This window comes from Pseudomonas sp. C1C7 (assembly GCF_013359595.1).
Taxonomy (GTDB): Bacteria; Pseudomonadota; Gammaproteobacteria; order Pseudomonadales; family Pseudomonadaceae; genus Aquipseudomonas.
In genome coordinates, this window is the sequence record NZ_JABFMP010000038.1 from 31,035 (window position 1) to 57,321 (window position 26,287).

General features: G+C 59.2%; 15 protein-coding genes, 4 tRNA genes and 1 riboswitch. Of the genes, 16 read left to right on the forward strand and 3 right to left on the reverse strand.

The genetic code is table 11. From position 1 onward, the window contains the following. Positions 1-12: 12 nt before the first annotated feature. Positions 13-7,722, reverse strand: a complete 7,710-nt coding sequence (locus HNO86_RS24825) for a dermonecrotic toxin domain-containing protein (protein ID WP_175379563.1) — start codon at positions 7,720-7,722, stop codon at positions 13-15. A gap of 468 nt (positions 7,723-8,190) precedes the next feature. Between HNO86_RS24825 and HNO86_RS24830 the strand changes: the two genes are divergently transcribed. The 7 genes from HNO86_RS24830 (at position 8,191) to astE (ending at position 16,091) form a co-directional block, all read left to right on the forward strand. Beyond that, on the forward strand, positions 8,191-9,411 hold the full coding sequence (locus tag HNO86_RS24830; RefSeq protein ID WP_175379564.1) for an aspartate aminotransferase family protein: 1,221 nt from the start codon (positions 8,191-8,193) through the stop codon (positions 9,409-9,411). Positions 9,412-9,622: 211 nt separating this feature from the next. After that, the gene (gene aruF, locus HNO86_RS24835; RefSeq protein WP_175379565.1) at positions 9,623-10,642 is read left to right on the forward strand and encodes an arginine/ornithine succinyltransferase subunit alpha; all 1,020 of its coding nucleotides are present in this window, start codon (positions 9,623-9,625) and stop codon (positions 10,640-10,642) included. A 73-nt stretch (positions 10,643-10,715) separates the two neighbouring features. After that, the gene (gene astA / locus HNO86_RS24840; protein ID WP_175379566.1) at positions 10,716-11,738 is read left to right on the forward strand and encodes an arginine N-succinyltransferase; all 1,023 of its coding nucleotides are present in this window, start codon (positions 10,716-10,718) and stop codon (positions 11,736-11,738) included. After that, positions 11,735-13,204 carry a succinylglutamate-semialdehyde dehydrogenase gene (gene astD, locus HNO86_RS24845; protein WP_175379578.1) on the forward strand — a complete coding sequence of 490 codons (1,470 nt, stop codon included), beginning with the start codon at positions 11,735-11,737 and terminating at the stop codon, positions 13,202-13,204. Before astA ends, astD begins: the two co-directional genes overlap by 4 nt. Positions 13,205-13,369: 165 nt before the next feature. After that, on the forward strand, positions 13,370-14,716 hold the full coding sequence (astB, locus tag HNO86_RS24850; protein WP_175379567.1) for an N-succinylarginine dihydrolase: 1,347 nt from the start codon (positions 13,370-13,372) through the stop codon (positions 14,714-14,716). Between the two features lie 61 nt (positions 14,717-14,777). Further along, entirely contained in the window at positions 14,778-15,068 is a 291-nt protein-coding gene (locus tag HNO86_RS24855) for a topoisomerase II (protein WP_175379568.1), read from the forward strand. Between the two features lie 12 nt (positions 15,069-15,080). After that, complete coding sequence (gene astE / locus HNO86_RS24860; RefSeq protein ID WP_175379569.1) at positions 15,081-16,091, forward strand: succinylglutamate desuccinylase; 1,011 nt, start codon at positions 15,081-15,083, stop codon at positions 16,089-16,091. 91 nt (positions 16,092-16,182) lie between these two features. Here the strand turns inward: astE and HNO86_RS24865 are convergent, their stop codons facing one another. After that, complete coding sequence (locus HNO86_RS24865) at positions 16,183-16,692, reverse strand: 6,7-dimethyl-8-ribityllumazine synthase (RefSeq protein WP_175379570.1); 510 nt, start codon at positions 16,690-16,692, stop codon at positions 16,183-16,185. 102 nt (positions 16,693-16,794) lie between these two features. Continuing rightward, a riboswitch (FMN riboswitch) is annotated at positions 16,795-16,963 on the reverse strand. Positions 16,964-17,160: 197 nt separating this feature from the next. Here HNO86_RS24865 and ltaE point away from each other — a divergent pair. The 8 genes from ltaE to mgtE all read left to right on the forward strand — a co-directional run bounded on the left by ltaE (position 17,161) and on the right by mgtE (position 25,029). Next, the gene (ltaE, locus tag HNO86_RS24870) at positions 17,161-18,165 is read left to right on the forward strand and encodes a low-specificity L-threonine aldolase (protein ID WP_175379571.1); all 1,005 of its coding nucleotides are present in this window, start codon (positions 17,161-17,163) and stop codon (positions 18,163-18,165) included. Between the two features lie 146 nt (positions 18,166-18,311). Then, on the forward strand, positions 18,312-20,936 hold the full coding sequence (alaS, locus tag HNO86_RS24875; protein ID WP_175379572.1) for an alanine--tRNA ligase: 2,625 nt from the start codon (positions 18,312-18,314) through the stop codon (positions 20,934-20,936). Between the two features lie 91 nt (positions 20,937-21,027). Then, positions 21,028-22,269: an aspartate kinase gene (locus HNO86_RS24880; protein WP_175379573.1), complete on the forward strand. Its 1,242-nt coding sequence runs from the start codon at positions 21,028-21,030 to the stop codon at positions 22,267-22,269. A gap of 188 nt (positions 22,270-22,457) precedes the next feature. Beyond that, positions 22,458-22,646, forward strand: coding sequence for a carbon storage regulator CsrA (gene csrA / locus HNO86_RS24885; RefSeq protein WP_154745572.1), 189 nt, complete (start codon positions 22,458-22,460; stop codon positions 22,644-22,646). 62 nt (positions 22,647-22,708) lie between these two features. Next, positions 22,709-22,799 (forward strand) — tRNA-Ser (locus HNO86_RS24890). A 108-nt stretch (positions 22,800-22,907) separates the two neighbouring features. Beyond that, positions 22,908-22,984: transfer RNA gene (locus tag HNO86_RS24895), tRNA-Arg, on the forward strand. A gap of 72 nt (positions 22,985-23,056) precedes the next feature. Beyond that, positions 23,057-23,133: transfer RNA gene (locus tag HNO86_RS24900), tRNA-Arg, on the forward strand. 453 nt (positions 23,134-23,586) lie between these two features. Further along, positions 23,587-25,029: a magnesium transporter gene (mgtE, locus tag HNO86_RS24905; protein WP_175379574.1), complete on the forward strand. Its 1,443-nt coding sequence runs from the start codon at positions 23,587-23,589 to the stop codon at positions 25,027-25,029. A gap of 100 nt (positions 25,030-25,129) precedes the next feature. Here the strand turns inward: mgtE and HNO86_RS24910 are convergent, their stop codons facing one another. Then, positions 25,130-25,456, reverse strand: a complete 327-nt coding sequence (locus HNO86_RS24910; RefSeq protein WP_175379575.1) for an Arc family DNA-binding protein — start codon at positions 25,454-25,456, stop codon at positions 25,130-25,132. 566 nt (positions 25,457-26,022) lie between these two features. On the opposite strand from HNO86_RS24910, the gene HNO86_RS24915 reads away from it, so the two are divergent. Next, positions 26,023-26,099 (forward strand) — tRNA-Arg (locus HNO86_RS24915). Positions 26,100-26,287 lie beyond the last annotated feature (188 nt).

Genomic DNA, 26,287 nt, shown 5'->3' on the forward strand with positions numbered 1-26,287 from the left:
TCAAGCGCTCTGTCAGCTCTCCATCTCTACGTCAGGCGGCAGGTTGCCAGGCCTCGGCATGCCTGCCACAGCGTCGATACCCAACGTATTTCCCGTTTCATGAAAATAAGCGGCAATACGCTGCAGGCTCTGTGCGGTAAACGGGTTACCGCTGAAGTCGTAGTCCATGGTGAGGTCGGGATTGGCTTCCATCAGTTCGGACGGCATCTCGGTGATGGCGTTACCGGAAAGATCGACCTGTGTCAGGTTGGGAATATCGAACAATCCCTTGGGCACATCCCTGATCCCGGTGTTGCTCAGGTTCAACATGCTCAATTGCTGCAAGTTGCGCAGCTCAGGCGTGCGGCGCAGCGGGTTGCCGCTGAGGTCGAGGGTGTCGAGATTGCTCATGCCGGCCAGCGCATCGCGACTGTTGCGCGACAGCGTGATGCGGCATTCCGGCAGGCTCAACGCGGTCAAGCTGTTCATCTTGAAGACCGCCTGGGGAATGTCGTCAAGTTGGTAACCCCGCATACCCAGGCTGGTCAGGTTGGGGAAGTACTCCAGAAATGTGCTCGCACTTGGCGCAATGTCCCCGGTGGTCGTCAGGAAAAGCTCCAGGACATGCCCGAAATCGGCTGTCAGCACGGGCAGATCACCCGTGATTGAAAGGTTGGATGTGAAAGAGAAATCACGGGTTGAGGCGTTTTCTGTGGGTGCCCGGCGCCAGCAAAGCTCGAGGTTTTCCTTGAAGGTTCTTCTTTTGAGTTGCTCCTGCAGCAACTCTTCGCCGCTCAAGGGTTGGCCGGTGATGGGGTGGTCGGGAATATTCGTCGTCCATACCTCCAGGTCACTGATCAAGTCGGTGAGTTCGGCTTTCTTGCGCGCCAGTTCAGTGCGGCCATCGGCCAGAGTGCCTGGCAGGCGATAGATGAATTTGCTCGCCTGCTCTACGTCCAGTTCAGGATAGAGCTCAATGGTTTGATCGATGTCAGCCAGGGGCGCCTGAACGCCAAATTCATCGTCCGTCTGGCGGAAGTAGATTTTTATCCGCTCGCGGGTCGGCGTGGACAGTGGGTTGTGGCTGAAGTCAAAACCGTCGCTGGCCTCGGCGGGCAGGTTGAAAAGTTCTTCGGGCAGTTCAGTGATCTGGTTATGACTCAGTATGGCGGTTTCAAGGAGTGGATGGTTGAGCAAGCCCGGGGGGACGCGATCAATGCCCGTACTGGAAAGATCAATGAACCTCAGTGTCGGAAGGCTGGCCAGATCCGGGACACGCTGCAGTGGATTGTCAAACAGATCCAGCTGGCTCAGATGGGGGCTTGAAGCAAGCGCTGCCTGCCCCTCGGCGTCCAGCACTACGCCGCATCGGCTCAATACCAGTCTTTGCAGCGAAGGCATACGAGAGATCGCCTGCGGTACGCGACCCAGGTTGATGTCGCGCATTTCCAGATGCTGCAGGCCGGTAAAACACTCAAGAAAGCTGGCAGAGGTTCCCAAGGCACTGTTGCCATTAAGGGACAGTTCACTGACATGGCTGAAGTCTGCGGTCAGTTCGGGCATTTCACCGATAAAGCTCAGGTCCGCTGTGAACGTCTGCGCTCTCTGTTCCGGTTTCTCGATTTCCCTCTCTCGCCAGAATTGCACGAGGTTGTCGGCAAACGTATTTCTGGCGTTACGTTCAGCTGTCAGCTCCATGTCGCTCAGCGGTTGGGCGGTCGTGGGGTGTTGCGCTGGAACGTCATCGGCCCAGGCACTGAGATCGTGAGTCAAACGGGCAACTTCCCCCTCCCATTGCGTCAATTGAGTGCGACCGTCTTCCAGCGACCCTGGCAGTTTGTAGATGACGTGACTGGCATCTTCAGTGTCAAGTTGTGGAAACAAGGCTTGTAACCGATTGATATCGTTCTGATCGGCGAGTACGAGGAAGTCGGAGTTGCTCTCGGAATAGTGGGTTTTGATCTTGTTACGGCTGGATTCGGACAACGGGTTGTTGGCTAGATCGAGTTGCTCGATGAAGTCCGCGTCAAGACTGAAGAGCGTGTCGGGGAGATGGGAAATCAGGTTTCCGTCCAGCAAGGCGCAACTCAAATGTTCAAGCGTGGTGAATCCATGCGGCAGGCTGGCAATGCCGGTATTGGACAATCGCAGATCGTTCAATAAACGCAGGGCGCTCAGGTCAGGCAAGCTCCCCAGCGGATTGCCGCTCAGATCCAGCGACTCGAGGTTGCCGAGCGACGAAAGCATCGCCTGGCCCTCAGTCGTGAGAGGCATCTGGCAGCTGCGCAGCGTCAATGCCTTGAGCCCCGGCATGCGGGTGATGGCTGCAGGTACTTGATTGAGTGAGAAGTTGTACAGCTGGAGGGTGTGCACATTCGGGAACAGCTCAAGGAATGAGTGGGGGTCACCGATCGTGGCATTGCCGTTCAAGGTCACGCTGGAAACATGGCGAAAATCCGTTGTAAGCCGGGGCATATCCCCCGAGAAGGTCAGGTTCGCCTCCAATACCGTTTCGCGTGCGCGAGTTGAATCTGAGCGGCGACGCCAGAAGCGCTCCAGCGCTTGTTGGAACTCGGTCCTGGAGACGTAGTCGGCATACATTTGGTTGGCATCGCGCGGTTGTCCGGTGAGCGGATCATACGGCGACACATCGCGTGCCCAGGCGGTGAGATCGTTATGCAATTGAGTGAACTCGGCTTTCCAATGCCTGAGCTGGATCCGCCCATCTTCCAGTGTGCCGGGCAAGTCATAAATCATATCGCTGGCGTCTTGTGCGTCCAGGGCAGGGAACAACTCTCGCGCCAGATCGATATCGGCCTTGTCAGCCCATACGCACAAGTCCTGTCCGGTCCAACGGAAGAGGTTTTTGATCCGTTCCCGGCTTGCCAGCGAAAGCGGGTTGTCGGAGAAATCAAAGCCATCGAGGTGATTGGGTGGAAGATTGAACAGCGTTTGCGGCAATTCCGACAGCAGGTTGTTATTGAAAATAGCGGACTGCGGGGGATGTTCGGCCAGCCCGACGGGAATGTCGCTAATGCCGGTATGGGACAGGTCCAGATGCGTCAGTTGTTTGGGTAGTGTTGTCAGATCGGGGGGCGTTCCCAACGGGTTATGAGACAGGTCCAGTACTTCCAGTTTTTGCAGGGAGGCCAATGCTGCCTGGCTCTCGGCATTCAGTACTACGCCGCAGTTTTCCAGAGTCAGGGTCTCAAGCTCCGGCATCCGCGTGATCGCCTGGGGTATCTGTTCCAGGGAAAAATTTTTCATATTCAGACTGCGCAGGCCGGAAAAACTCTGCAGCAATGGTGTGGTTGCGCTGACATTGGTGTTGCCTGTCAGGGTCAAGCTTTGGACGTGGCTGAAGTCAGCCGTGAGTACCGGCATGTCGCCCATGAAATTCAGATTCGATTTAAAGCGGTCCGGATGGTTGACCAGTCTGTTGCGCCAGAACTGTTGCAGTTGTTGGCTGAAGGTTTCTCTGGCGATCTGCTCGGAAATGGTTTCATTAAGGTTAAGCGGGTTACCGGTGCCAGGGTGGCGCTGCGGAACATCGGCACTCCAGCGCGAAAGGTCGCTAGTCAAACGGGTGATTTCGGCCTCCCATTCGGTGAGTCGTGCTCGACCCTGAGCCAGGGTGCCGGGCATGCGATAGAGCAAATCAGTCGCATGGCCGATATCACGATCCGGAAACAGGGCGATCACTCGATCTATGTCCGCCTGTTCGGGAAGAATCCCGAAATGTTTTGCGGTGCGGGCGTAGTAAATCTTCACGCGCTCACGCATGGCGGAAGTGAGCGGGTTGTTCCCGAAGTCAAACCCGTCGGCGAGGTCCGAATCAAGGGTGAAGAGTTCAGGGGGGAGCTCGCTAATCTGGTTGTCAGTAAACAAGCCCCTGGTGAGCTGAGGGTGATCCATCAGCCTGGCGGGAGGCGCGGTAATGCCTGTGTGGCTCAGGTCCAAATAGCGCAACGAGGGCAGGGTGTGGATATTGGGAGTCAACGCCAGCGGATTGCCCTGTAGATCCAGCAGCGAAAGTTCACGCAAGGCCGCCAGCGTTTGCTGATCAGTGGCGGAGAGCGTGATGCCGCTATTGCGTACGATCAATTGGCGCAGTGTCGGCATCGATCGGATCGCGCTTGGCAGGTTCGGCAGGGGGAAGTGCTCGATACGCAGATGCTGCAACCGAGGGAAACTCTGCAGAAACGACTCCAGGGTTGCAGGGCTGGACCCACCGGCTACCGACAGCGTGGAAACGTGGCTGAGGTCGGCATTCAATACCGGGAAGTCACCGAACAGCGGCCCCTCGACTTGCAATACATGGCCAGTCGGTGTGCGGGTTTCCTTGCGCCAGCATCGCTCAATGGCGTCCTTGAAATTCGCGCGATTGCGCAGGACGATCTGGCGTTGGGCTGGTGTCAACGCAAGTCCGGTGATGGGGTCATTGTCCGGTATGTCGTTGGCCCAACGGTGCAAATCGTAGGCGAGTCGGGTGTATTCGCTATTGAGGCGCGAAAGTTCTGCGCGAACACCGGCAGGGTGGTTCTGCAGTTCTGCAATCAGTGTCTGGATTTCTTCGGGGGAATGCCCCGGATATATCTCTCTTGCGCGCTCTTGCAAGGTGAGACCTGGTGAATTGACGATCCTTGGATATCCATCCGTACCCACCAGACGCAGGGTGTCCACGACCGGGACGGGTATGGGCCGGGGCGATATCGCCACGCGAAGTTCGCTGCGCTCCATGGGTCGCGCGCGAATGGCGTCTTTGAGCCTGGTGCCTTGACCCACATGAATGTCCAGCGCGCGACGCTCTGAATCGGGCAGGGCTTGCAGGATGCTGGTGTAAAAATCGGCGGATGAACTTAAGGCCTCACCTCGATCGTTGTAGGGTTGCCATTTTCCATTGGGCTGTCGAACCAGCACTTTCTGTTCGGGAGCGTCTGCCCGGCCGGTGCTATCGAGCATCTGTCCCTCGTAATCACCGTCGCGAAGCTCGATGCGTACCTCGCCGCTCCAGCCGGGCAGACGTTGAAGACTATGCAAGGCGAGGGTGTCGGTATCCGGGTTATTGAGGGAGTCCAACTCAAGCCCTTCAAAGGCGCGGGTGACGCGCACTTCCTGGTTCGCCAGTTGCATCAGCGTTTGCTGGCGTTCGGGCAGCACGCCTTCGTTGATCTGCAGAAGTTCTGTAGTCGAGGCGGTGTTGATCAGCTCCCGGGTGAGGCTGGCAGGCAGTTGGGGATCGTGTTGCGCCAGTTTATGTGCCAGAGGGTCGTCGGTTGACTCCAGCGCTGCGTAGCGGGATTCGAACATTGACGTTCGTCGTTGTCGCGCAACGTTCACCAATTGTTTGCGCAGCGCTCGTGCTCGCACTTCCAGCGCGAGCTCAGGGCCGTTGGGCTCTTCTCCCAAGAGGCTTTTGACGTCACCTTCGTCAAAGGATTGCAGCAACGTTTTTAGCGGGTCGCCTTTTAACAATTTGTCCTGGCGAAGGACTGTCAGGGGCAGGGTTTCATCGTTCGAAGACGTCCAGGCAATGTCACCGTTTTCATCCACCCAACGCAGCCTTTTTCGGGGCGGCCAGCGGTCATGCTCTGCCAGAAGTTGCAGTTGAGTCAGGGGATCGGCCTTGAGGTACTGTTCCGGCACCTCGCTGTCCAATTGTTCGATGAATTGCTCCAAGTCCTGATCGATCCGAAAGCGCTTGATGCTATCGGCCAGCAGTGGAGGAAGAGGCTCCTGGTTGACGTGCATTTTGCGCAGTGCATCTTCGGTGCAGCCGCTGACATTGAGGATCTGCTCGCGCCGGGCGGGAGAAAACCCGTCGACAGCCGGGCCTATGCGTCGCAAGGCGGTGGCGGTGTCCCATTCCAGCGGTTGCTCAAGTTCAGTGTGCCATGCGCCTTCGCCGTTATGCCGCAACACCGGTTTATAGGCGTCGGCCCGGCTCGGATGGTCGATGCGATATTGGCCGGCGACAGGGCCTTCGCTTACGGCGTAGTGCGCCCCTTCGACAGGCAGCAATTGTTTTTGCTGATGCGGGTACAGTCCCAGTTTGTCAGGCAGTGCATCCGGTGCGGGAAGGGTTTTTTGTTCGTAGTTCGCAAGGTCGGGTTTCCAATAGCGGTTTTTCCCGTCGGGGCGTTCGACCAATTTGAACCGATCGATGAATGCCACCACCTCTTTGGGAAGGACTTTGCGCAACTCGCCCGCGCCAATGGCGCCACCTGCCGCAAAGATGCCCAGCTCAACCAACGATTCCAAGACATTCATAAAGTGTTCAAAGGCTTCGCTGGTCAGGCCCTCTGCCCAATCGATGATCCACTCGAAGGTCTCGTCGAGTAATTGATAGGCCATGTAGGCCATCATCGCCTCACCCAGAACCGGCACAAACGGCGCCACGATGAGCGCGACGGTCTGGAGAATGCCGGACGCGATGGCGACGAATGAATCCCACAGCGCCCAACGCGATTTCTGATCGGCGCTTGCTGTCGAGACTGCAATGACCCGGCCGTCGTTGAGGATCTTGTTCAGTTTTGATTGATAGAGGTGTTGCCAGAGTGTCGTGTCGATCGGCGTGATCGCAAACTGCAGGTTCGGAATGTCGATGGGCGTTTCCTGCCAGGCGGGCAGGCCGCTACCTGGAATGGGCTCATGCCAGGCTATTTTGCTCAGGCGATGATTCAGGTTGGCGAAGAAAATACCGCGTTTCTCGTGGTCGACGAAGCGGCTGAAAAACGTTTGGTAGTCCTTCGAGCGCAACTGGCGGATCAGCTCGACGATCATCTCTTTCGACGAGGCGTATTCCTTGAACGGGTGCTCGGGGTCATCCGGCACATACACCACCACACGAGTTGTCTGCCGACTCTGTTCAAGGTCGGGGGCAAATACCATGATGCCGGTGAGGCTGGCGGACAGCATCCTCAGTTCCTGGCACAGCAATGCCTGCCCATCGATGCGCATACCTTGCAATTCATCGAGCTGCCCGCCAATCAGGCGCAAACACTCTTCGCTGATATCACCGTTCATTCGCGCCCATTGCAGGGCTGCCTTCATTGCGGCTTTTTGACTCTCGGTGACTTTGAGTTGCAAGACCGCGGCGGCGACCGGTTCGCCGATGCCCAGATTTTCGTTGAGATGGCTTGCGTATTGGGCGCCGATGTCCAGCTCCCTGCACAGTCGGATGAACGTCGGGATGCTGATTTTTTGCTTGATGGCGGGCAGGGTGTCGAACTGGCATGTTTCGGTGGGGGCGGTAATAAAGGTCGAGTGGGCTTCATAGGCGTCATCTTCGGCTTCGTGCGCTTCGAAGTTATGCAGCGCAGCGTCCAGCAACGACACCGTCCAGGCACGGGCACCGGTCTTGATTGGAAACCAGGGGACGGTCGCGGGTACGTAAAGTTGAATAAAGGTGGTTCTGACGTCCAGGTCCAGACCGAAGCGGCTTTTTAACGCCGCTTTGAGCAACGGTTCGGCGAAGGCGTTGGCGTCTTGCAAGTGCGCCAGTTGTTGGTCGACCTCATTTTGTGCGCTCCAGTGTGCAGCATTGAGCGCCTTCATTTGCTGGTGATGTTCGGCTGGCACGGCCTTGAGCCGATCGGTGAGCAGAGGTTGAGCGCTCTTCAAGGCTTGGTGGCGGGCCGGTGAGGCCTGGCCTAGCCAATCGGGGATCGCGTTTTTCAGGTGTTGATAGTGGCTATCGGGATGTTGCGGGGCCGCGGAGTGTGAAGCTTGCTTTCGTTTCATCGTGCCATTCCTTGGGCGTTATAGAGCGCTCAAGCAGATCAGCAGGTAGCAATAGAGATGCGGTGCATAGTTAGTAGAGCGCCGCAGAACACGCTCCATGTAGCAGCTGGCGAAGCCTGCGTCCGGCTGCGCAGCAGTCGTAAAACCTGAATACGAGATCTTCCTGAAGGACCGCGCCTTCTGATTTCGCGACTGCTTTGCAGCCGGACGCAGGCTTCGCCAGCTGCTACAGGGATTGTGTTGAGGTTTTGCGCAAATCAAATCCCGGCGGCCCTGCCGCTATCTGCATGGGGCAGTTAAACTGCGCCTTTGCGACCCTATATGTCGCATTGCCGTAAACCCGGGAAAAACCGGGGTTTGCGCTATAAGAAGTTGTCGCTTGGCGACAAGGCCGGGCTGAAAACTGTCCTTACAATCCCCCCATCGCTCGCCAGTTTCAGGCGGGTGTTTTCTCTTCAGGAGACTCCGATGTCCGTTGAGCACGCTGCGGTAGAACGCGCCGATTTCGACCAGGTAATGGTTCCCAACTACGCGCCTGCCGCTTTCATTCCGGTACGTGGCGAAGGTTCCCGCGTCTGGGACCAGTCCGGCCGCGAGCTGATCGACTTCGCCGGCGGGATTGCCGTAAACGTACTGGGCCATGCACATCCGGCGCTGGTCGGTGCCTTGACCGAGCAGGCCAACAAGCTGTGGCACGTGTCCAACGTGTTCACCAACGAGCCGGCCCTGCGCCTGGCCCACAAGCTGGTTGATGCCACCTTTGCCGAGCGTGCCTTCTTCTGCAACTCCGGCGCCGAAGCCAATGAGGCTGCCTTCAAGCTGGCCCGTCGTGTCGGGTTCGACCGTTTCGGCAGCGAGAAGTACGAAATCATCGCCGCGCTCAACAGCTTCCACGGCCGTACCCTGTTCACCGTGAACGTCGGTGGCCAGTCGAAGTACTCCGACGGCTTCGGCCCGAAAATCACCGGCATCACCCACGTGCCGTACAACGATCTGGCCGCGCTCAAAGCCGCCATTTCCGACAAGACCTGCGCGGTGGTGCTGGAGCCGATCCAGGGCGAAAGCGGTGTGATCCCGGCTGAACTCGAGTACCTGCAAGGCGCCCGTGATCTGTGCACCGCGCACAACGCGCTGCTGATCTTCGACGAAGTGCAAACCGGCATGGGCCGTACCGGCAAACTGTTCGCCTACCAGCACTACGGCGTGATCCCGGACATCCTGACCAGTGCCAAGAGCCTGGGCGGCGGTTTCCCGATCGCGGCCATGCTGACCACCGAAGACCTGGCCAAGCACCTGGTCGTCGGCACCCACGGCACCACCTACGGCGGCAACCCGCTGGCGTGCGCTGTAGCTGGCGCGGTCATGGACGTGATCAACACCCCTGAAGTGCTGGCGGGCGTGAATGCCAAGCACGACAAGTTCAAGGCGCGCCTGGAGCAGATCGGCGAGAAGTACGGCCTGTTCACCCAGGTGCGTGGTCTTGGCCTGTTGATCGGTTGCGTGCTCAGCGATGCCTGGAAAGGCAAGGCCAAGGACATCTTCAACGCCGCTGAGAAAGAAGGCTTGATGGTGTTGCAGGCCGGTCCCGACGTGGTGCGTTTTGCGCCAAGCCTGGTGGTCGAAGACGCCGATATCGATGCCGGCCTCGATCGTTTCGAGCGCGCCGCGGCAAAACTGACGCAAGCCTGATAGACCCTTCGGCGTCTGAGGATTCAGGCGTCGAACCCAATTTTTATGCCGGACCGAGAATCCCATGTGGGAGCGGGCTTGCCCGCGATGGCGATGGCACATCCGACATTGATGTGACTGTTACACCGCTATCGCGGGGCAAGCCCGCTCCCACAGTGGGGCGCAAGGGCCGGCTTATTTTCCTGAAAGAGTTTTGAAAAGGAGTGACACCATGCTGGTGATGCGCCCCGCGCAAATGGCTGATCTGGGCGAGGTACAGCGTCTGGCTGCGGACAGTCCGATTGGTGTCACTTCCTTGCCGGATGACGTTGAACGCCTGAGCGACAAGATCGCCGCGAGCGAAGCCTCGTTCGCCGCCGAAGTCAGCTTCAACGGTGAAGAAAGCTATTTCTTCGTCCTCGAAGACACCGACACCGGCAAACTCGTCGGTTGCTCGGCCATCGTGGCGTCGGCCGGTTATTCCGAGCCGTTCTACAGCTTTCGTAACGAAACCTTCGTGCACGCCTCCCGCGAGCTGAAGATTCACAACAAGATTCACGTGCTCTCCCAGTGCCACGACCTGACTGGCAACAGCTTGTTGACCAGTTTCTACGTGCAGCGCGAGCTGGTGGGTTCGCCATGGTCCGAGCTCAATTCCCGTGGACGCCTGCTGTTCGTGGCCAGCCATCCGGAGCGCTTCGCCGATGCCGTGGTCACTGAGATCGTCGGTTATAGCGATGAAAACGGCGACTCGCCATTCTGGGATGCCATCGGCCGCAACTTCTTCGACCTCAACTACGCTGAAGCCGAGCGTCTGTGCGGTCTGAAGAGCCGCACGTTCCTGGCCGAGTTGATGCCGCACTACCCGATCTACGTGCCACTGCTGCCGGACTCCGCTCAGGAAGCCATGGGCCAGGTGCACCCGCGGGCGCAGATCACCTTCGACATCCTGATGCGCGAAGGCTTCGAGACCGATCATTACATCGACATCTTCGACGGCGGTCCGACCCTGCACGCTCGCGTTTCGGGGATCCGTTCGATCGCCCAGAGCCGCGTGGTGCCGGTGAAGATCGGCGAGCCGGCCAAAGGTGTCGGTCGTCAGTACCTGGTGGCCAATGCCCAGTTGCAGGATTACCGCGCCGTGTTGCTCGAACTCGACTACGCGCCGGGCAAACCCGTGACCCTGGACCTGGAAGCTGCCGAGGCTCTGGGTGTCGGCGAAGGTGCCAGCGTGCGCCTGGTGGCGGTCTAAGGCCGGTCTGAAAGCATTCTGCAAAGCAGCGAAGTTTCGCGGGTGGCGTTGGCGGCCCGTTTGAGGAGATAGCATGATCGTTCGTCCCGTACGCAGCAGCGATTTACCCGCTCTGATCGACCTGGCCCGCAGCACCGGCACTGGCCTGACCACCTTGCCGGCCAACGAAGAGCGTCTGACTCATCGCGTCGGCTGGGCCGAGAAGACCTTTCGCGGCGAAGCCGGACGGGGCGATGCGGACTACCTGTTCGTACTCGAAGACGACAACGGCCGTGTAGTGGGCATTTCCGCGATCGCCGGTGCCGTCGGCCTGCGTGAGCCCTGGTACAACTTCCGGGTCGGCCTGACTGTCAGCGCCTCCCAGGAACTGAACATCTACCGTGAAATCCCGACGCTGTTTTTGGCCAATGACCTGACCGGCAATTCCGAGTTGTGCTCATTGTTCCTGCACGCCGACTACCGCACCGGCCTGAACGGTCGCATGCTGTCCAAGGCGCGGATGCTGTTCATCGCCGAATTCCCGCAACTGTTCGGCAACAAGATCATCGCCGAGATGCGCGGCGTCTCCGACGAAGCCGGGCGCTCGCCGTTCTGGGAAAGCCTGGGCCGACACTTCTTCAAGATGGAATTCAGCCAGGCCGACTACCTGACCGGCGTGGGCAACAAGGCGTTCATCGCCGAACTGATGCCGAAATTCCCGCTGTACACCTGCTTCCTCTCGCCGGATGCGCGCAACGTGATCGGTCAGGTCCACCCGGACACCGAGCCGGCGTTGTCGATGCTCAAGAGCGAAGGGTTCAGCTACCAGGGTTACGTCGACATTTTCGACGCAGGCCCAGCCATCGAGTGCGAAACCACCAAGATCCGTGCCGTGCGCGACAGCCAGGCGCTGGTACTGGCCATCGGTACGCCGGGCGACGACGCCACGCCTTTCATTATTCATAACCGCAAGCGCGAAGACTGCCGCATCACTGCCGCACCCGCACGCTTCGCCGCGGGCACGCTGGTGGTCGATCCGCTGACCGCCAAACGTCTTCAACTCAACGCCGGCGATCAGGTGCGCGCCGTTCCGTTGTCCGCTCGGGAGTCGAAATAATGAAGTCGCTTTACATCGCAGGTGAATGGCTGGAAGGCCAGGGCGAAGCCTTTGAGTCGCTGAACCCGGTGACCCAGCAAGCGCTGTGGTCCGGCAACGGCGCCACCGCCGCTCAGGTTGAATCGGCCGTGCAGGCCGCACGCCAGGCGTTTGCGGGCTGGGCCCGTCGCACCCTGGAAGAGCGTATCTCGGTGCTGGAAGCCTTTGCCGCGACCCTGAAAAGTCACGCGGACGAACTGGCCCGCGCCATCGGTGAGGAAACCGGCAAACCCCTGTGGGAAGCGGCGACCGAAGTCACCAGCATGGTCAACAAGATTGCGATTTCGGTGCAGAGCTACCGCGAACGCACCGGCGAGAAGAGCGGCCCGCTGGGTGACGCCACTGCCGTGTTGCGCCACAAGCCTCACGGCGTGGTGGCCGTGTTCGGCCCTTACAACTTCCCGGGGCACTTACCCAACGGTCATATCGTCCCGGCGCTGCTGGCGGGCAACAGCGTGCTGTTCAAGCCAAGCGAACTGACGCCGAAAGTCGCCGAGCTGACGGTCAAGTGCTGGATTGAAGCCGGCTTGCCGGCAGGCGTGCTGAACCTGCTGCAAGGCGCTCGCGAAACCGGTATCGCCCTGGCGGCCAACCCTGGTATCGACGGCCTGTTCTTCACCGGCTCCAGCCGCACCGGTAATCACCTGCACAACCAATTCGCCGGTCGTCCGGACAAGATCCTCGCGCTGGAGATGGGCGGCAACAACCCGCTGGTGGTCGATCAGGTCGCCGACGTGGATGCCGCTGTCTACACCATCATCCAGTCGGCATTCATTTCCGCCGGTCAGCGCTGCACCTGCGCACGCCGCTTGCTGGTGCCGCAAGGCGCCTGGGGCGATGCGTTGCTGGCGCGACTGGTGGCGGTCAGCGCGACCATCGACGTCGGTGCGTTCGATCAACAGCCTGCGCCATTCATGGGGTCGGTGATTTCCCTTGGCGCGGCCAAGGCACTGATGGACGCCCAGGAGCATCTGCTGGCCAACGGCGCGGTGGCGCTGTTGGAAATGACTCAGCCCCAGGCTCAGGCCGCGTTGCTGACCCCGGGCATTATCGATGTGACCGCCGTGGCCGAGCGCCCGGACGAAGAGCTGTTCGGGCCGCTGCTGCAAGTGATCCGCTACGCTGATTTCGAAGCGGCGATCGCCGAGGCCAACGACACCGCCTACGGCCTGGCCGCCGGCCTGCTGTCGGACTCCGAAGCGCGTTACCAGCAATTCTGGCTGGAAAGCCGCGCCGGTATCGTCAACTGGAACAAGCAACTGACCGGCGCCGCCAGCAGCGCGCCGTTCGGCGGGGTCGGCGCCTCGGGCAACCATCGCGCCAGCGCTTACTACGCGGCCGATTACTGCGCGTATCCGGTGGCCTCGCTGGAAACGCCGAGCCTGGTGTTGCCGGCTGCCCTTACGCCGGGCGTGAAGATGGCGTGATGCCCGATCGCGGGCAAGCCCGCTCCCACAGGATTTGAGTCGTACACAAAATGTGTGGACACCACTAAACCTGTGGGAGCTGGCTTGCCAGCGATGGTCGCGCCGCGGTCGCACTGAACAGTTACTCGATGCCTATAACAAACAGATTCTCGTGGAGCCTCGCTAATGAAATCCTATGAAGTCAATTTCGACGGTCTGGTGGGGCCGACCCATAACTACGGCGGTTTGTCCTACGGCAACGTCGCGTCCCAGAGCAACAGCCAGCAGGCGTCCAACCCCAAGGAGGCGGCGCTGCAAGGCCTGTCCAAGATGAAGGCGCTGATGGACATGGGCTTTCAGCAGGGCGTGCTGGCGCCGCAAGAGCGCCCGGATGTGGCCGCACTGCGCCGCCTGGGCTTCGCCGGCACCGACGCACAAGTGATCGAGCAGGCCGCCAAAGACGCGATGCCGCTACTGGTCGCCAACTGCTCGGCATCAAGCATGTGGGTCGCCAACGCCGCCACCGTCAGCCCGAGCGCCGACACCGTGGACGGCCGCGTGCACTTCACCGCCGCCAACCTCAACTGCAAATACCACCGCAGCATCGAGCACCCGACCACCAGCCGCGTGCTGGGGGCGATGTTTGCCGACCAGAAACACTTCGCCCATCACGCCGCCTTGCCGGCCGTGGCGCAGTTCGGTGACGAAGGCGCGGCCAACCACACCCGTTTCTGCCGCGAGTACGGCGAAGCCGGCGTCGAGTTCTTCGTATTCGGTCGCAGCGCGTTCGACACCCGTTACCCGGCGCCGCAGAAGTACCCGGCCCGCCAGACCCTCGAAGCGTCCCAGGCGGTAGCCCGTCTGCACGGCCTGAAGGAAGACGGCGTGGTCTACGCTCAGCAGAACCCGTCAGTGATCGATCAGGGCGTGTTCCACAACGACGTGATCGCCGTGGGTAATGGCGAAGTACTGTTCTATCACGAGGACGCGTTCCTCGAGACCGACAAGATGCTGGCTGAACTGGCGAGCAAGCTGGGCAAGGTCGGCGGCAACTTCCAGTCGGTGTGCGTGCCACGTTCGGCGGTCAGCGTCGAAGATGCGGTCCGCTCCTACCTGTTCAACAGCCAATTGCTGTCGCGTCCTGACGGCTCCATGCTGTTGATCGTGCCGGAAGAGTGCCGCGCCAACGAGCGCGTCTGGCAATACCTGCAGGGCCTGACCGGCTCCGGCGGTCTGATCCGCGAGGTGAAGGTATTCGATCTCAAGCAGAGCATGCAGAACGGCGGTGGCCCGGCTTGCCTGCGCCTGCGTGTGGCGCTCAATGAAACTGAACTGGCGGCGGTCAACCCAGGCGTTATCATGACCGCACCGTTGTACGGCACCCTGACCGAATGGGTTAACAAGCACTATCGCGACCGCATGACCGAAAGCGATCTGGCGGACCCGCAATTGCTGCTTGAGTGCCGGACGGCACTGGATGAACTGACGCAAATCCTTAAACTGGGCGCGGTTTATCCATTCCAGATCAATTGATCGACGGCGCGCGCCCGGGCCCGGGCGCGCACCGGTTCAACTCCAATGAGAGCGTAAAGATATGAGCGATTCCCTGCAGCTGATCCTTGAAGACACCGACGGCACGCAACTGCAAACTTCCTGCACCCGCGTCGCGGTCATGTGGCAAGGCAAAGAGCTGTGGATCCAACAGGACGGCCGCGGCCAACTGTTGATCGGCGTGGACGTCGAAGAAGACGACGAAGAATACGCCAACCTGCTGTTGCGCCCATTGGCGACTAATCTGGTAAGTCTGCAGCTGGAGATGGAACCGGCTGACCTCGGCGACGACGATGGTCACGTTCACGGCCCGGATTGCAATCACGACCACTAAGGAAACCGCTCTATGCTCGCCCTCGGCAAACTGCTTGAACTGACCCTCGCCGGCCGTGAACCGGCGGAGAAGACTCAACTGACTGTCGAAGGCGTGCGCATGCGCTGGTTGAGCGAGGGTGCGCTGGAAGTCCGGCCACCCGAAGCCCGTGACATTGGCCTGGATCTTCTGCTGTCGGCGGGGATCCACGGCAACGAAACAGCTCCGATCGAGTTGCTCGACCGGCTGTTGCACGACATCGCTCGCGGCGATCTCAAGCCGCGTGCACGCATTCTGTTCCTGTTCGGTAACCCCGACGCCATTCGTCGCGGCGAGCGTTTCGTCGAGCAGGACGTCAATCGGCTATTCAATGGCCGTCACGAACAAAGCAGCGGCAGCGAAGCTCTGCGCGCCTGTGAGCTGGAGCGCCTGGCCGCCAGTTTCTTCAGCCTGCCGGATCGCCAGCGTCTGCACTACGACCTGCACACGGCGATCCGTGGTTCGAAAATCGAGCAGTTCGCCTTGTACCCCTGGAAAGAGGGGCGCCACCATTCACGCCAGGAACTGGCCCGCCTGCGCGCCGCTGGCATGGAGGCGGTTCTGCTGCAGAACAAGCCGTCCATCGTGTTCAGCTCTTACACCTACGACAAGCTGGGTGCCGAGTCCTTCACCCTCGAACTGGGCAAGGCGCGGCCGTTCGGACAGAACGACGGGGTCAACGTCTCGCTGCTGGAAAACCGCCTGAAGCAGATCATCGAAGGCACCGAGCCGGACATGGCCGAAGCGGGGCTGGACGGTTTGCAGCTGTTCAGCGTGGCGCGGGAAATCATCAAGCACAGCGACAGCTTCCGCCTGAACCTGCCGGCCGATATCGAGAACTTTTCGGAACTGGACGTGGGTTACCTGCTGGCCGAAGACATTGCCAACACCCGCTGGATCATCGAAGAAGAGGGCGCCCGGATCATCTTCCCGAACCCCAAAGTGAAGAATGGCCTGCGCGCGGGCATCCTGGTCGTGCCGACCGACGGCGAAAACCTGGCTTAAGAACAACACAGAACAAATGTGGGAGCGGGCTTGCTCCCACAATGGGATTGAGTGAAATCAGGCAGATCACCCAATCCACAGGTTTTGTGTTTTAGACGGCTACTGCGCGCGGCTCAGTGCGCTGCAACGCCCGCACCTTCTTCAGCGTATCGGCACAGGTCTTCGCCGCTTCCTGACCTTTGTGCAGGAAATGCTCGAAGAAGAACTTGTGGTGTTCTTCGCCGGCATGGAAGTGGTGCGGGGTCAGGGACACCGAGAACACCGGTACTTCGGTTTCCAGCTGAACCTGCATCAGGCCGCTGACCACTGACTGCGCGACGAACTCGTGACGGTAGATCCCGCCGTCCACCACCAGAGCTGCCGCGACGATGCCAGCATAACGACCGGTCTTGGCCAGCAATTTGGCGTGCAGAGGCATTTCAAATGCACCACCGACCTCGAAGAAGTCGATGTCGGATTCCTGATAACCCTGGGCAATCATTTCGGCGACGAAGCCTTTACGGCTCTGATCGACAATATCCTTGTGCCAGCAGGCCTGAATGAACGCGACGCGCTCGCCCTGATGGTGTTTGCTTTTGCTGTCGATTGCGGTGGGTTGCATGTTCTGACTCCTGTTTGTGTGAAAAACAGGGCGTTATGAATCGAAGGGGATTTCAGGGTACGCACGCTCGCAGCAATGCTGCGCACGGCCCATCGGCAACAATCCCGTTCTCTCTTCATCCGGACTATGACCGTCGGCCCCGGAATCACACCGGGTCTGCTGACCTTGCTGCCAAGCACCGAAAGCGGTGCCGTCACCAAGCGCTCGCGGGCTATGCGCCTTGCGCGCAATTACCGCCGGTGGGGAGTTGCACCCCGCCCTGAGAACGTTTTTGCCGCCAGACTGTTTGGCGGCGCAGAGTTTGTAACACATATTTCCGACAGGCGCATTGATGCTTTCTGATGATTGCCATCGACTTTTTCGCTGCATTAATCCGCCTTTTCCTCGCCCAAGGGTTGATTAATCAACGGCATGACCGCAGTAATTCCCGTCTGAAAGGGATTTCCCCTGCTTACCGAGGCCAGACTCATGAGTGTTATCGATCTTCGCAGCGACACCGTCACCCAACCGTCCGCCGGCATGCTCGACGCGATGGCCACCGCGGCCACCGGCGATGATGTCTATGGCGAAGATCCGACGGTCAATCGACTGGAAGCCGAGCTGGCCAAGCGCCTGGGGTTTGCCGCCGCGCTGTTTGTTCCCAGCGGCACCATGAGCAACCTGCTCGGCTTGATGGCCCATTGCGAGCGCGGCGACGAATACATCGTCGGCCAGCAGGCGCATACCTATAAATATGAAGGCGGTGGCGCGGCGGTGCTCGGTTCCATCCAGCCGCAACCGCTGGAAGTGCAGGCCGATGGTTCGCTGGACCTTGCGCACGTTGCCGCGGCGATCAAGCCCGACGACTTCCACTTCGCCCGCACCCGCCTGCTGGCGCTGGAAAACACCATGCAGGGCAAGGTGTTGCCCCTGGAGTATCTGGCGCAGGCACGCCGCTTTACCCGCGAACACGGGCTGCAACTTCACCTGGATGGCGCGCGGCTGTATAACGCGGCGGTCAAACTGGGTGTCGATGCCCGGGAGATCACCCAACACTTCGACTCGGTCTCGGTGTGCCTGTCCAAGGGCCTCGGCGCGCCGGTCGGCTCGGTGCTGTGCGGTTCGCCAGCGTTGATCGCCAAGGCGCGGCGCCTGCGCAAGATGGTCGGTGGCGGCATGCGCCAGGCCGGGATTCTCGCGGCGGCAGGCCTGTATGCCTTGGATCACAACGTACAGCGCCTGGCCGACGACCACGCCAATGCCCAGCGCCTGGCCGAAGGCCTGCGCGCGGCGGGTTATGAAGTCGAGCCGGTGCAGACCAACATGGTGTACGTGAACATCGGCGACAAGGCCCAGGCGCTCAAGGCGTTTGCCGCCGAGCGTGGCATCACCCTCAGCGCTGCCGCCCGTCTGCGGATGGTGACGCACATGGACGTCAGCCGTGATCAAATCGAGCAGGTCGTCGCGACATTCGTCGACTTTTCGCGTAAGTGATAGCGTTAGCACGCCAATTGACCGTTTCTATCGTATAAACACGCTGTACCCCGCGCGCAGGGCCGATATAATGCGGCCCTTTGCCGTCGTTTCGTCTGGTGACGTTTCGAACAGGCCTTTGGCCGCAGCCTCCGTGGAAGAACCTAATGAAAAGCGCAGAAATCCGTGAAGCCTTCCTTCGCTTCTTCGAAGAGCAAGGCCACACCCGTGTAGCCTCCAGCTCTTTGATTCCGGGCAACGACCCAACCCTGCTGTTCACCAACGCGGGGATGAACCAGTTCAAGGACTGCTTCCTGGGCCAGGAAAAACGCGCGTACACCCGCGCCGTCAGCAGCCAGAAATGCGTGCGCGCAGGCGGCAAGCACAACGACCTGGAAAACGTCGGCTATACCGCTCGTCACCACACTTTCTTCGAAATGCTGGGTAACTTCAGCTTCGGCGATTACTTCAAGCGTGATGCCATCACCTACGCCTGGACCTTCCTGACCTCCGACAAGTGGCTGAACCTGCCGAAGGAAAAGCTGTGGGTCACCGTCTACGCCAGCGATGACGAGGCGTACGACATCTGGACCAAGGACATCGGCGTTCCGGCCGAGCGCATGGTCCGTATCGGCGACAACAAGGGCGCACCGTACGCTTCCGACAACTTCTGGACCATGGGCGATACCGGCCCGTGCGGTCCTTGCACCGAGATTTTCTACGATCACGGCGCCGACATCTGGGGTGGCCCACCGGGCTCGCCGGAAGAAGACGGCGACCGCTACATCGAAATCTGGAACAACGTGTTCATGCAGTTCAACCGCACCGCCGATGGCGTGTTGCACCCGCTGCCAGCGCCGTCGGTGGACACCGGCATGGGCCTGGAGCGGATCAGTGCCGTGCTGCAGCACGTTCACTCGAACTATGAAATCGACCTGTTCCAGAGCCTGCTGAACGCATCGGCCAAGGCCATCGGTTGCACCAACGACGCCCAGGCTTCGCTGAAAGTCGTGGCCGACCACATCCGTTCCTGCGGTTTCCTGATCGCCGACGGCGTCCTGCCGTCCAACGAAGGCCGTGGCTACGTGCTGCGCCGCATCATTCGTCGCGCCTGCCGTCACGGCAACAAGCTGGGCGCCAAGGGCAGCTTCTTCTACCAGATCGTCGCGGCCCTGGTCGCCGAGATGGGCGAAGCCTTCCCTGAGCTGAAATCCCAGCAGGCGCACATCGAGCGCGTGCTCAAAGCCGAAGAAGAGCAGTTCGCCAAGACCCTGGAGCAGGGCCTGAAGATCCTCGAGCAGGATCTGGCCGAGCTCAAGGGCGACGTGGTCCCGGGCGACGTCGTGTTCAAACTCTACGACACCTACGGTTTCCCGATGGACCTGACCGGCGACATCGCTCGCGAACGCAGCCTGACCATCGACGAAGAAGGTTTCGAGCGTGAAATGGAAGCCCAGCGCGTCCGTGCCCGTTCGGCCAGCTCCTTCGGCATGGACTACAACAGCCTGGTCAAGGTGGACGTCGACACCGAGTTCACCGGTTACCACGCCACCAGCGGTTCGGCGAAAGTTGTGGCTATCTATAAAGATGGTCAGTCGGTCGACGTATTGAATGAAGGCGAAGAGGGCGTCGTGGTGCTGAACCAGACGCCGTTCTACGCCGAATCCGGCGGCCAGGTCGGCGACTGCGGTTATCTGCAGGCCGGTGCTGCGCGCTTTGACGTTCGCGACACCACCAAGACCGGCGGCGCGTTCTTGCACCACGGTGTGCTGGCGTCGGGCAGCCTGTTGATCGGCTCGCCAGTGGAAACCCACGTCGAAGCCGACGTGCGTCACGCCACTTCGCTGAACCACTCGGCCACCCACTTGCTGCACGCGGCATTGCGCAAGGTGCTGGGCGATCACGTGCAGCAGAAGGGCTCTCTGGTGGACAGTCAGCGCCTGCGCTTCGACTTCAGCCACTTCGAGGCGATCAAGCCTGAGCAGATCAAGGCGCTGGAAGACATCGTCAACGCCGAAATCCGCAAGAACTCCGCCGTTGAAACCGAAGAAACCGACATCGATACCGCCAAGAAGAAAGGCGCGATGGCGCTGTTCGGCGAGAAGTACGGCGACAGCGTGCGTGTGCTGAGCATGGGCGGCGATTTCTCCGTCGAGCTGTGCGGCGGTATCCACGCCAAGCGCACCGGCGACATCGGCCTGCTGAAAATCATCAGCGAAGGCGGTGTGGCTGCCGGCGTACGTCGTATCGAGGCAGTCACCGGTGCCGCGGCACTGGCCTACTTGAACGGCGCGGAAGAACAACTCAAGGAAGCGGCCAGCCTGGTCAAGGGCAGCCGCGACAACCTGATCGACAAGCTGTCGGCTGTGCTGGAGCGCAACCGTCTGCTGGAGAAGCAACTCGAGCAGTTGCAAGCCAAGGCGGCCAGCGCGGCGGGCGACGATCTGTCGGCTTCCGCTCTGGACGTCAAAGGCGCCAAAGTGCTGGCTGCACGCCTCGATGGCCAGGATGGCAAGGCGCTGCTGGCGCTGGTCGATCAGCTGAAAAACAAACTCGGTCGCGCAGTGATCCTGCTCGGCAGTGTCCATGAGGATAAGGTCGTTCTGGTTGCAGGCGTAACCAAGGACCTGACTGGCCAACTCAAAGCCGGTGATTTGATGAAACAGGCTGCTGCGGCAGTGGGCGGGAAGGGCGGTGGTCGTCCGGACATGGCGCAAGGCGGCGGTACCGACGCTGGCGCTCTGGACGCGGCGCTGGCGCTGACCGTTCCATTTGTAGAGCAGGGTTTATAAGGCAGCGCCTGCGGTCCGCAGTCTAGTGGCGGGCCGCAACGCTGTTTGAGTGATTATTTGGGCGCCCTTCATGGGCAGAGGCGGCTTTGAAATGGCTTTGATCGTACAGAAATTTGGAGGCACCTCGGTCGGCACTGTCGAGAGAATCGAGCAGGTCGCCGACAAGGTTAAGAAATTCCGCGATGCTGGCGATGACCTGGTGGTTGTGCTGTCTGCAATGAGCGGCGAAACCAACCGTCTGATCGATCTGGCCAAGCAAATCAGTGGCGACGGCCAACCGGTTCCGCGCGAGCTGGATGTGATCGTGTCCACCGGTGAGCAGGTGACGATTGCCCTGTTGGCCATGGCGCTGATGAAGCGCGGTGTGCCAGCGGTGTCCTACACCGGCAACCAGGTACGGATTCTGACGGACAGTGCGCACAATAAAGCGCGTATCTTGCAGATTGATGACCAGAAGATTCGCGGCGACCTGAAGGCCGGTCGCGTCGTAGTCGTCGCCGGTTTCCAGGGTGTCGACGAACACGGCAACATCACCACTCTCGGTCGTGGCGGTTCCGACACCACCGGTGTGGCGCTGGCGGCAGCCCTGAAGGCTGACGAGTGCCAGATCTACACCGACGTCGACGGCGTCTACACCACCGACCCGCGTGTGGTGTCCGTGGCTCAGCGCCTGGACAAGATCACCTTCGAAGAGATGCTGGAAATGGCCAGCCTCGGTTCCAAGGTGCTGCAGATCCGCGCGGTGGAGTTCGCCGGCAAGTACAACGTCCCGCTGCGCGTACTGCACAGCTTCAAGGAGGGTCCGGGCACCCTCATTACTATCGATGAAGAGGAAACCATGGAACAGCCGATCATTTCCGGCATCGCCTTCAACCGCGATGAAGCCAAGCTGACCATCCGTGGCGTGCCAGACACCCCGGGCGTTGCATTCAAGATTCTCGGCCCTATCAGCGCCGCGAACATCGAAGTCGACATGATCGTGCAGAACGTTTCGCACGATAACACCACCGACTTCACCTTCACCGTGCACCGCAACGACTACCAGGCCGCTCAGGGCGTCCTGGAAAACACCGCTCGCGAGATCGGTGCCCGTGAAGTCGTTGGCGACACCAAGATCGCCAAGGTATCGATCGTCGGCGTTGGCATGCGCTCTCACGCAGGCGTCGCCAGCCGCATGTTCGAAGCCCTGGCCAAGGAAAGCATCAACATCCAGATGATCTCGACTTCGGAAATCAAAGTCTCCGTAGTGATCGAAGAGAAGTACCTGGAACTGGCCGTGCGCGCCCTGCACACGGCTTTCGATCTGGACGCACCGGCCCGCCAGGGCGAGTGATGCGTTTGCCAAAAGGCGCGGTCTGACCGCGCCTTTTGTTTTTTTGAATGGCGGGATCCTCCCAAGCTGTTCTTTTGCTCGCGTTAGTCAATACTCTGGCATGTAGGCCTCAGCCGAATTGGCTGTAGGCTTTTGCCTTCTTTTTTGCAGACTGCTGTCCCTGAAATGAAATGCGTGAGGTGAAAGGTATGCTGATTCTGACTCGTCGCTGCGCAGAAAGCCTGATTATTGGTGATGGCGAAATCACCGTAACCGTGCTCGGCGTCAAAGGAAATCAAGTGCGTATAGGGGTCAACGCCCCGAAAGAGGTAGCTGTCCATCGTGAGGAAATCTACCAGCGCATCAAGAAAGAGAAGGACGAAGAACCAAGCCATTAATTTTTATCGATTTTTATGTTTGCAAACGGGGAAGAAGCTGGTTAATATACGCCCCGTGTTGCGGAGAGCTGGCCGAGTGGCCGAAGGCGCTCCCCTGCTAAGGGAGTACACCTCAAAAGGGTGTCGGGGGTTCGAATCCCCCGTTCTCCGCCATTATTTTCGTAGTACGTTGTAATCTGGCTTCTTCGGTAAGTTGTTGAAATTACTAGAAAAAAGCGCTTTACAAACAGATTTAACGGCCTATAATGCGCGGCAACAAATGCACTCGTAGCTCAGCTGGATAGAGTACTCGGCTACGAACCGAGCGGTCACAGGTTCGAATCCTGTCGAGTGCACCATTTAAGAGTTGTTTGTAGCAATATGAATAACTCGGCTTCAACCAGTTGTGGTCTGGTCTAAAAACACAAAATGCACTCGTAGCTCAGCTGGATAGAGTACTCGGCTACGAACCGAGCGGTCACAGGTTCGAATCCTGTCGAGTGCACCATACAACAGAAAGCCCGCATTTATGCGGGCTTTTTGCCGTCTGGGATTTGGCTTTTTCTTTCGTGCATCCTCTCTCTTCGAATTCAGTCTGCGCGTTGCGATAAGGCCTGTCTTCGATCTGGCCGGTGACAATCGGCTCATGTCCTTTGGTGGATTCTTCTCAAGCGTCGCTGACGTATTTTCGCCGTCGCTGTGCTTTCCTTTCAGAATGAGTCGTCGCAGTTTCAAGGATCAGGACGATGCTCAGGTTTGTCCTGCAAGCGCTTGTTTCATCCGCGATTTTTTAACATTTAAAACCGTCAGGCGGTGTATCATTGCGCCCGTCAGCCCCGCCGGGGCTTGTGGAATACCTCCATGGACTTACCCAGTAGTTACTCAGTAAACAGTTTTACCAATCACGAATTGACTGATTGATCCTTCCGGCGTGCTCCTCTGCTGGGAGTGGAGTTCGCCTATGTCTGAAATCGAAGTAAAAAAAACGCAGGAAAGCTTGCAGGACCGCCTGGCTCAAGTCATTGAGCTGTTGCAGCGTCAGCGAGTTGTCGAAGACCTGACTCACCGCCAGGAAGGCCCGAATCTCGATCGGGTCGAGAACCTGGTTCACCGGCAGAACCTCGTCGAGTTGCAACGCAAGCTCGATGATCTGCACTCCGCCGACGTCGCCTACATCCTTGAAGCCTTGCCGCTGGACGATCGTCTGACGCTCTGGCAATTGGTCAAGGCCGATCGCGACGGCGACATTCTTCTCGAAGTATCCGACGCGGTCCGTGAAACCCTGATCGCCGACATGGACGATCACGAGCTCCTGGCTGCGGCCAAGGACATGGATGCCGACGAACTCGCTGACCTGGCTTCCGAGCTGCCGCGAGACGTCGTCCACGAGTTGATGGAAACGCTGGACCAGCAGCAACGTGAGCGTGTGCGTTCGGCGCTGTCCTATGACGAGGAGCAGGTCGGTGCGCTGATGGACTTCGAGATGGTGACAATCCGTGAGGATGTCAGTCTCGAAGTGGTGCTGCGTTATTTGCGTCGCCTCAAGGAGCTTCCTGGTCACACCGACAAATTGTTCGTGGTCGATTACGACGGCGTCCTCAAGGGCGTGTTGCCGATCAAGCGTTTGCTGGTCAACGATCCGGATAAACAGGTTTCTGAAGTCATGGCCAGCGATCCGGTGAGCTTTCACCCGGACGAAGAGGCCTATGACGCTGCCCAGGCGTTCGAGCGTTACGACCTGATTTCCGCCCCCGTGGTGGACAAGAACGGCAAACTGATTGGCCGTCTGACCATCGACGAGATGGTCGACCTGATTCGTGAAGAGAGCGAAAGCGAAGTTCTCAACATGGCGGGTCTGCGTGAAGAGGAAGACATCTTTGCGTCGGTCTGGAAATCGCTGCGTAACCGTTGGGCGTGGCTGGCGATCAACCTGATCACCGCTTTCGTTGCATCCCGGGTGATCGGTCTGTTTGAAGGCTCCATCGAAAAGCTGGTGGCGCTTGCGGCACTGATGCCGATCGTGGCGGGTATCGGGGGTAACTCGGGTAACCAGACGATCACCATGATCGTTCGTGCCATGGCCCTGGACCAGGTGAGTACCGGCAATACCTCGCGGCTCATGCGCAAGGAATTGGCGGTAGCGCTGATCAATGGCGTGATCTGGGGTGGGGTGATCGGTGTGGTTGCCTATCTGTTGTATGGCAGCTGGTCTTTGGGCGTGGTGATGACGGCAGCCATGACACTCAACTTGTTGCTTGCAGCGTTGATGGGAGTCTTGATTCCAATGACGCTTGCGCGACTGGGGCGTGACCCGGCGATGGGGGCGAGTGTCATGATCACGGCCATGACCGATAGCGGTGGCTTCTTTATCTTCCTCGGGCTGGCGACGATCTTCCTGCTCTAGGTCTCCTGCTTGAAAAACCCGCCAATCGGCGGGTTTTTTATGCCCGAATTTCAGGCAAAAAAAAGCCAGCGATTAGGCTGGCTTGAGCTTTCGGTACGAATCAGGACGCGTCAGCGGCCATTTCAGCATCATGAGCAATGAGCGAAACGAGAGCGTTTTGCTGGCGGTGAGAGAGTTGACGGAAGCGTTGCAACAATTCGCGTTCGTGCAGTGAAAGCTCTGGGCTGTCCAGGCGCATGCTTAGTTCTTCGCCTAGCGCACCTTCCTGAATGAGGCTCTGCTCCAGGCGCGCGATGATTTCGGAGTTCATGCTGCGGTGATGATTACGAGCCACCTCGGCAATGCGCTCACGCATTCCGTCTGGCAGCCGTACGACAAACTTGTCAGCCGTTCGGCTGGAATAAACTGCCTGTTTCATTGGGCGCATATATTTAACCGGTTAGTTCAGGGAAGCGGTTCTCGGGATTGGCCGCAGGATGTCTGGTAGGACAAGCGCTATGGCCAAATGTTCAACCTGAATTGATCAAGGCCCGCATCATGCCTCAAAGTAGCCAGATCATTGGCGTCAATTCTGTGACAAATATTGAACTGGATAAAGGCGTTCTGCCAGCACCAATTATCAGAAATGCGGACTGGTTTGGAAAGCGGGTCCAGTTTCGTGTCACTGATCGCCCTTTGCTTGGCAGGCGTCTCGGTATCCGAGGTGCGCCAAGCTTGGATCAATCGGTGTTCCTTACCTTTATAGGATAGTGGCAATTTGCCGATTTGCTAGAGGAGGGGTGTTGAGAGGGGGATTTAAGATGGGTGGCTTCCGCGTTGGGGTAGAGGCGCTCATGTGATCTCGTTGATGTTGGCGTAATTGGCAGGGATGTCACACCTCGCGATCGTGTCGACATTTCCTACACTTAAAAAGCCTACGGACGACATGACAAAGGCGGGGTTGCCCGTTAACATGCTCGCCGTCTCGCTCTGCATGCCTTGCAGGCAATCAGTGTCTCAGTAGCTCAATTGGATAGAGCATCCCCCTCCTAAGGGGAAGGTTGGCAGTTCGAACCTGCCCTGGGACACCATCTCCTTCGCGGTCTCCGATTTCCCTCTCTTGCATCCCTTGTTGCTCAGGCGCCTCCATTTGCCTGTTATGGCCTTCTCTATATAAGAGGAAAGGGGCTGTTTTCGGTATTTCGGGAATTCTTTATAGAAATATCAAATCAGTGCTTGACGGCAGATTTCAGATCTCTATAATTCGCCCCACTTCCGG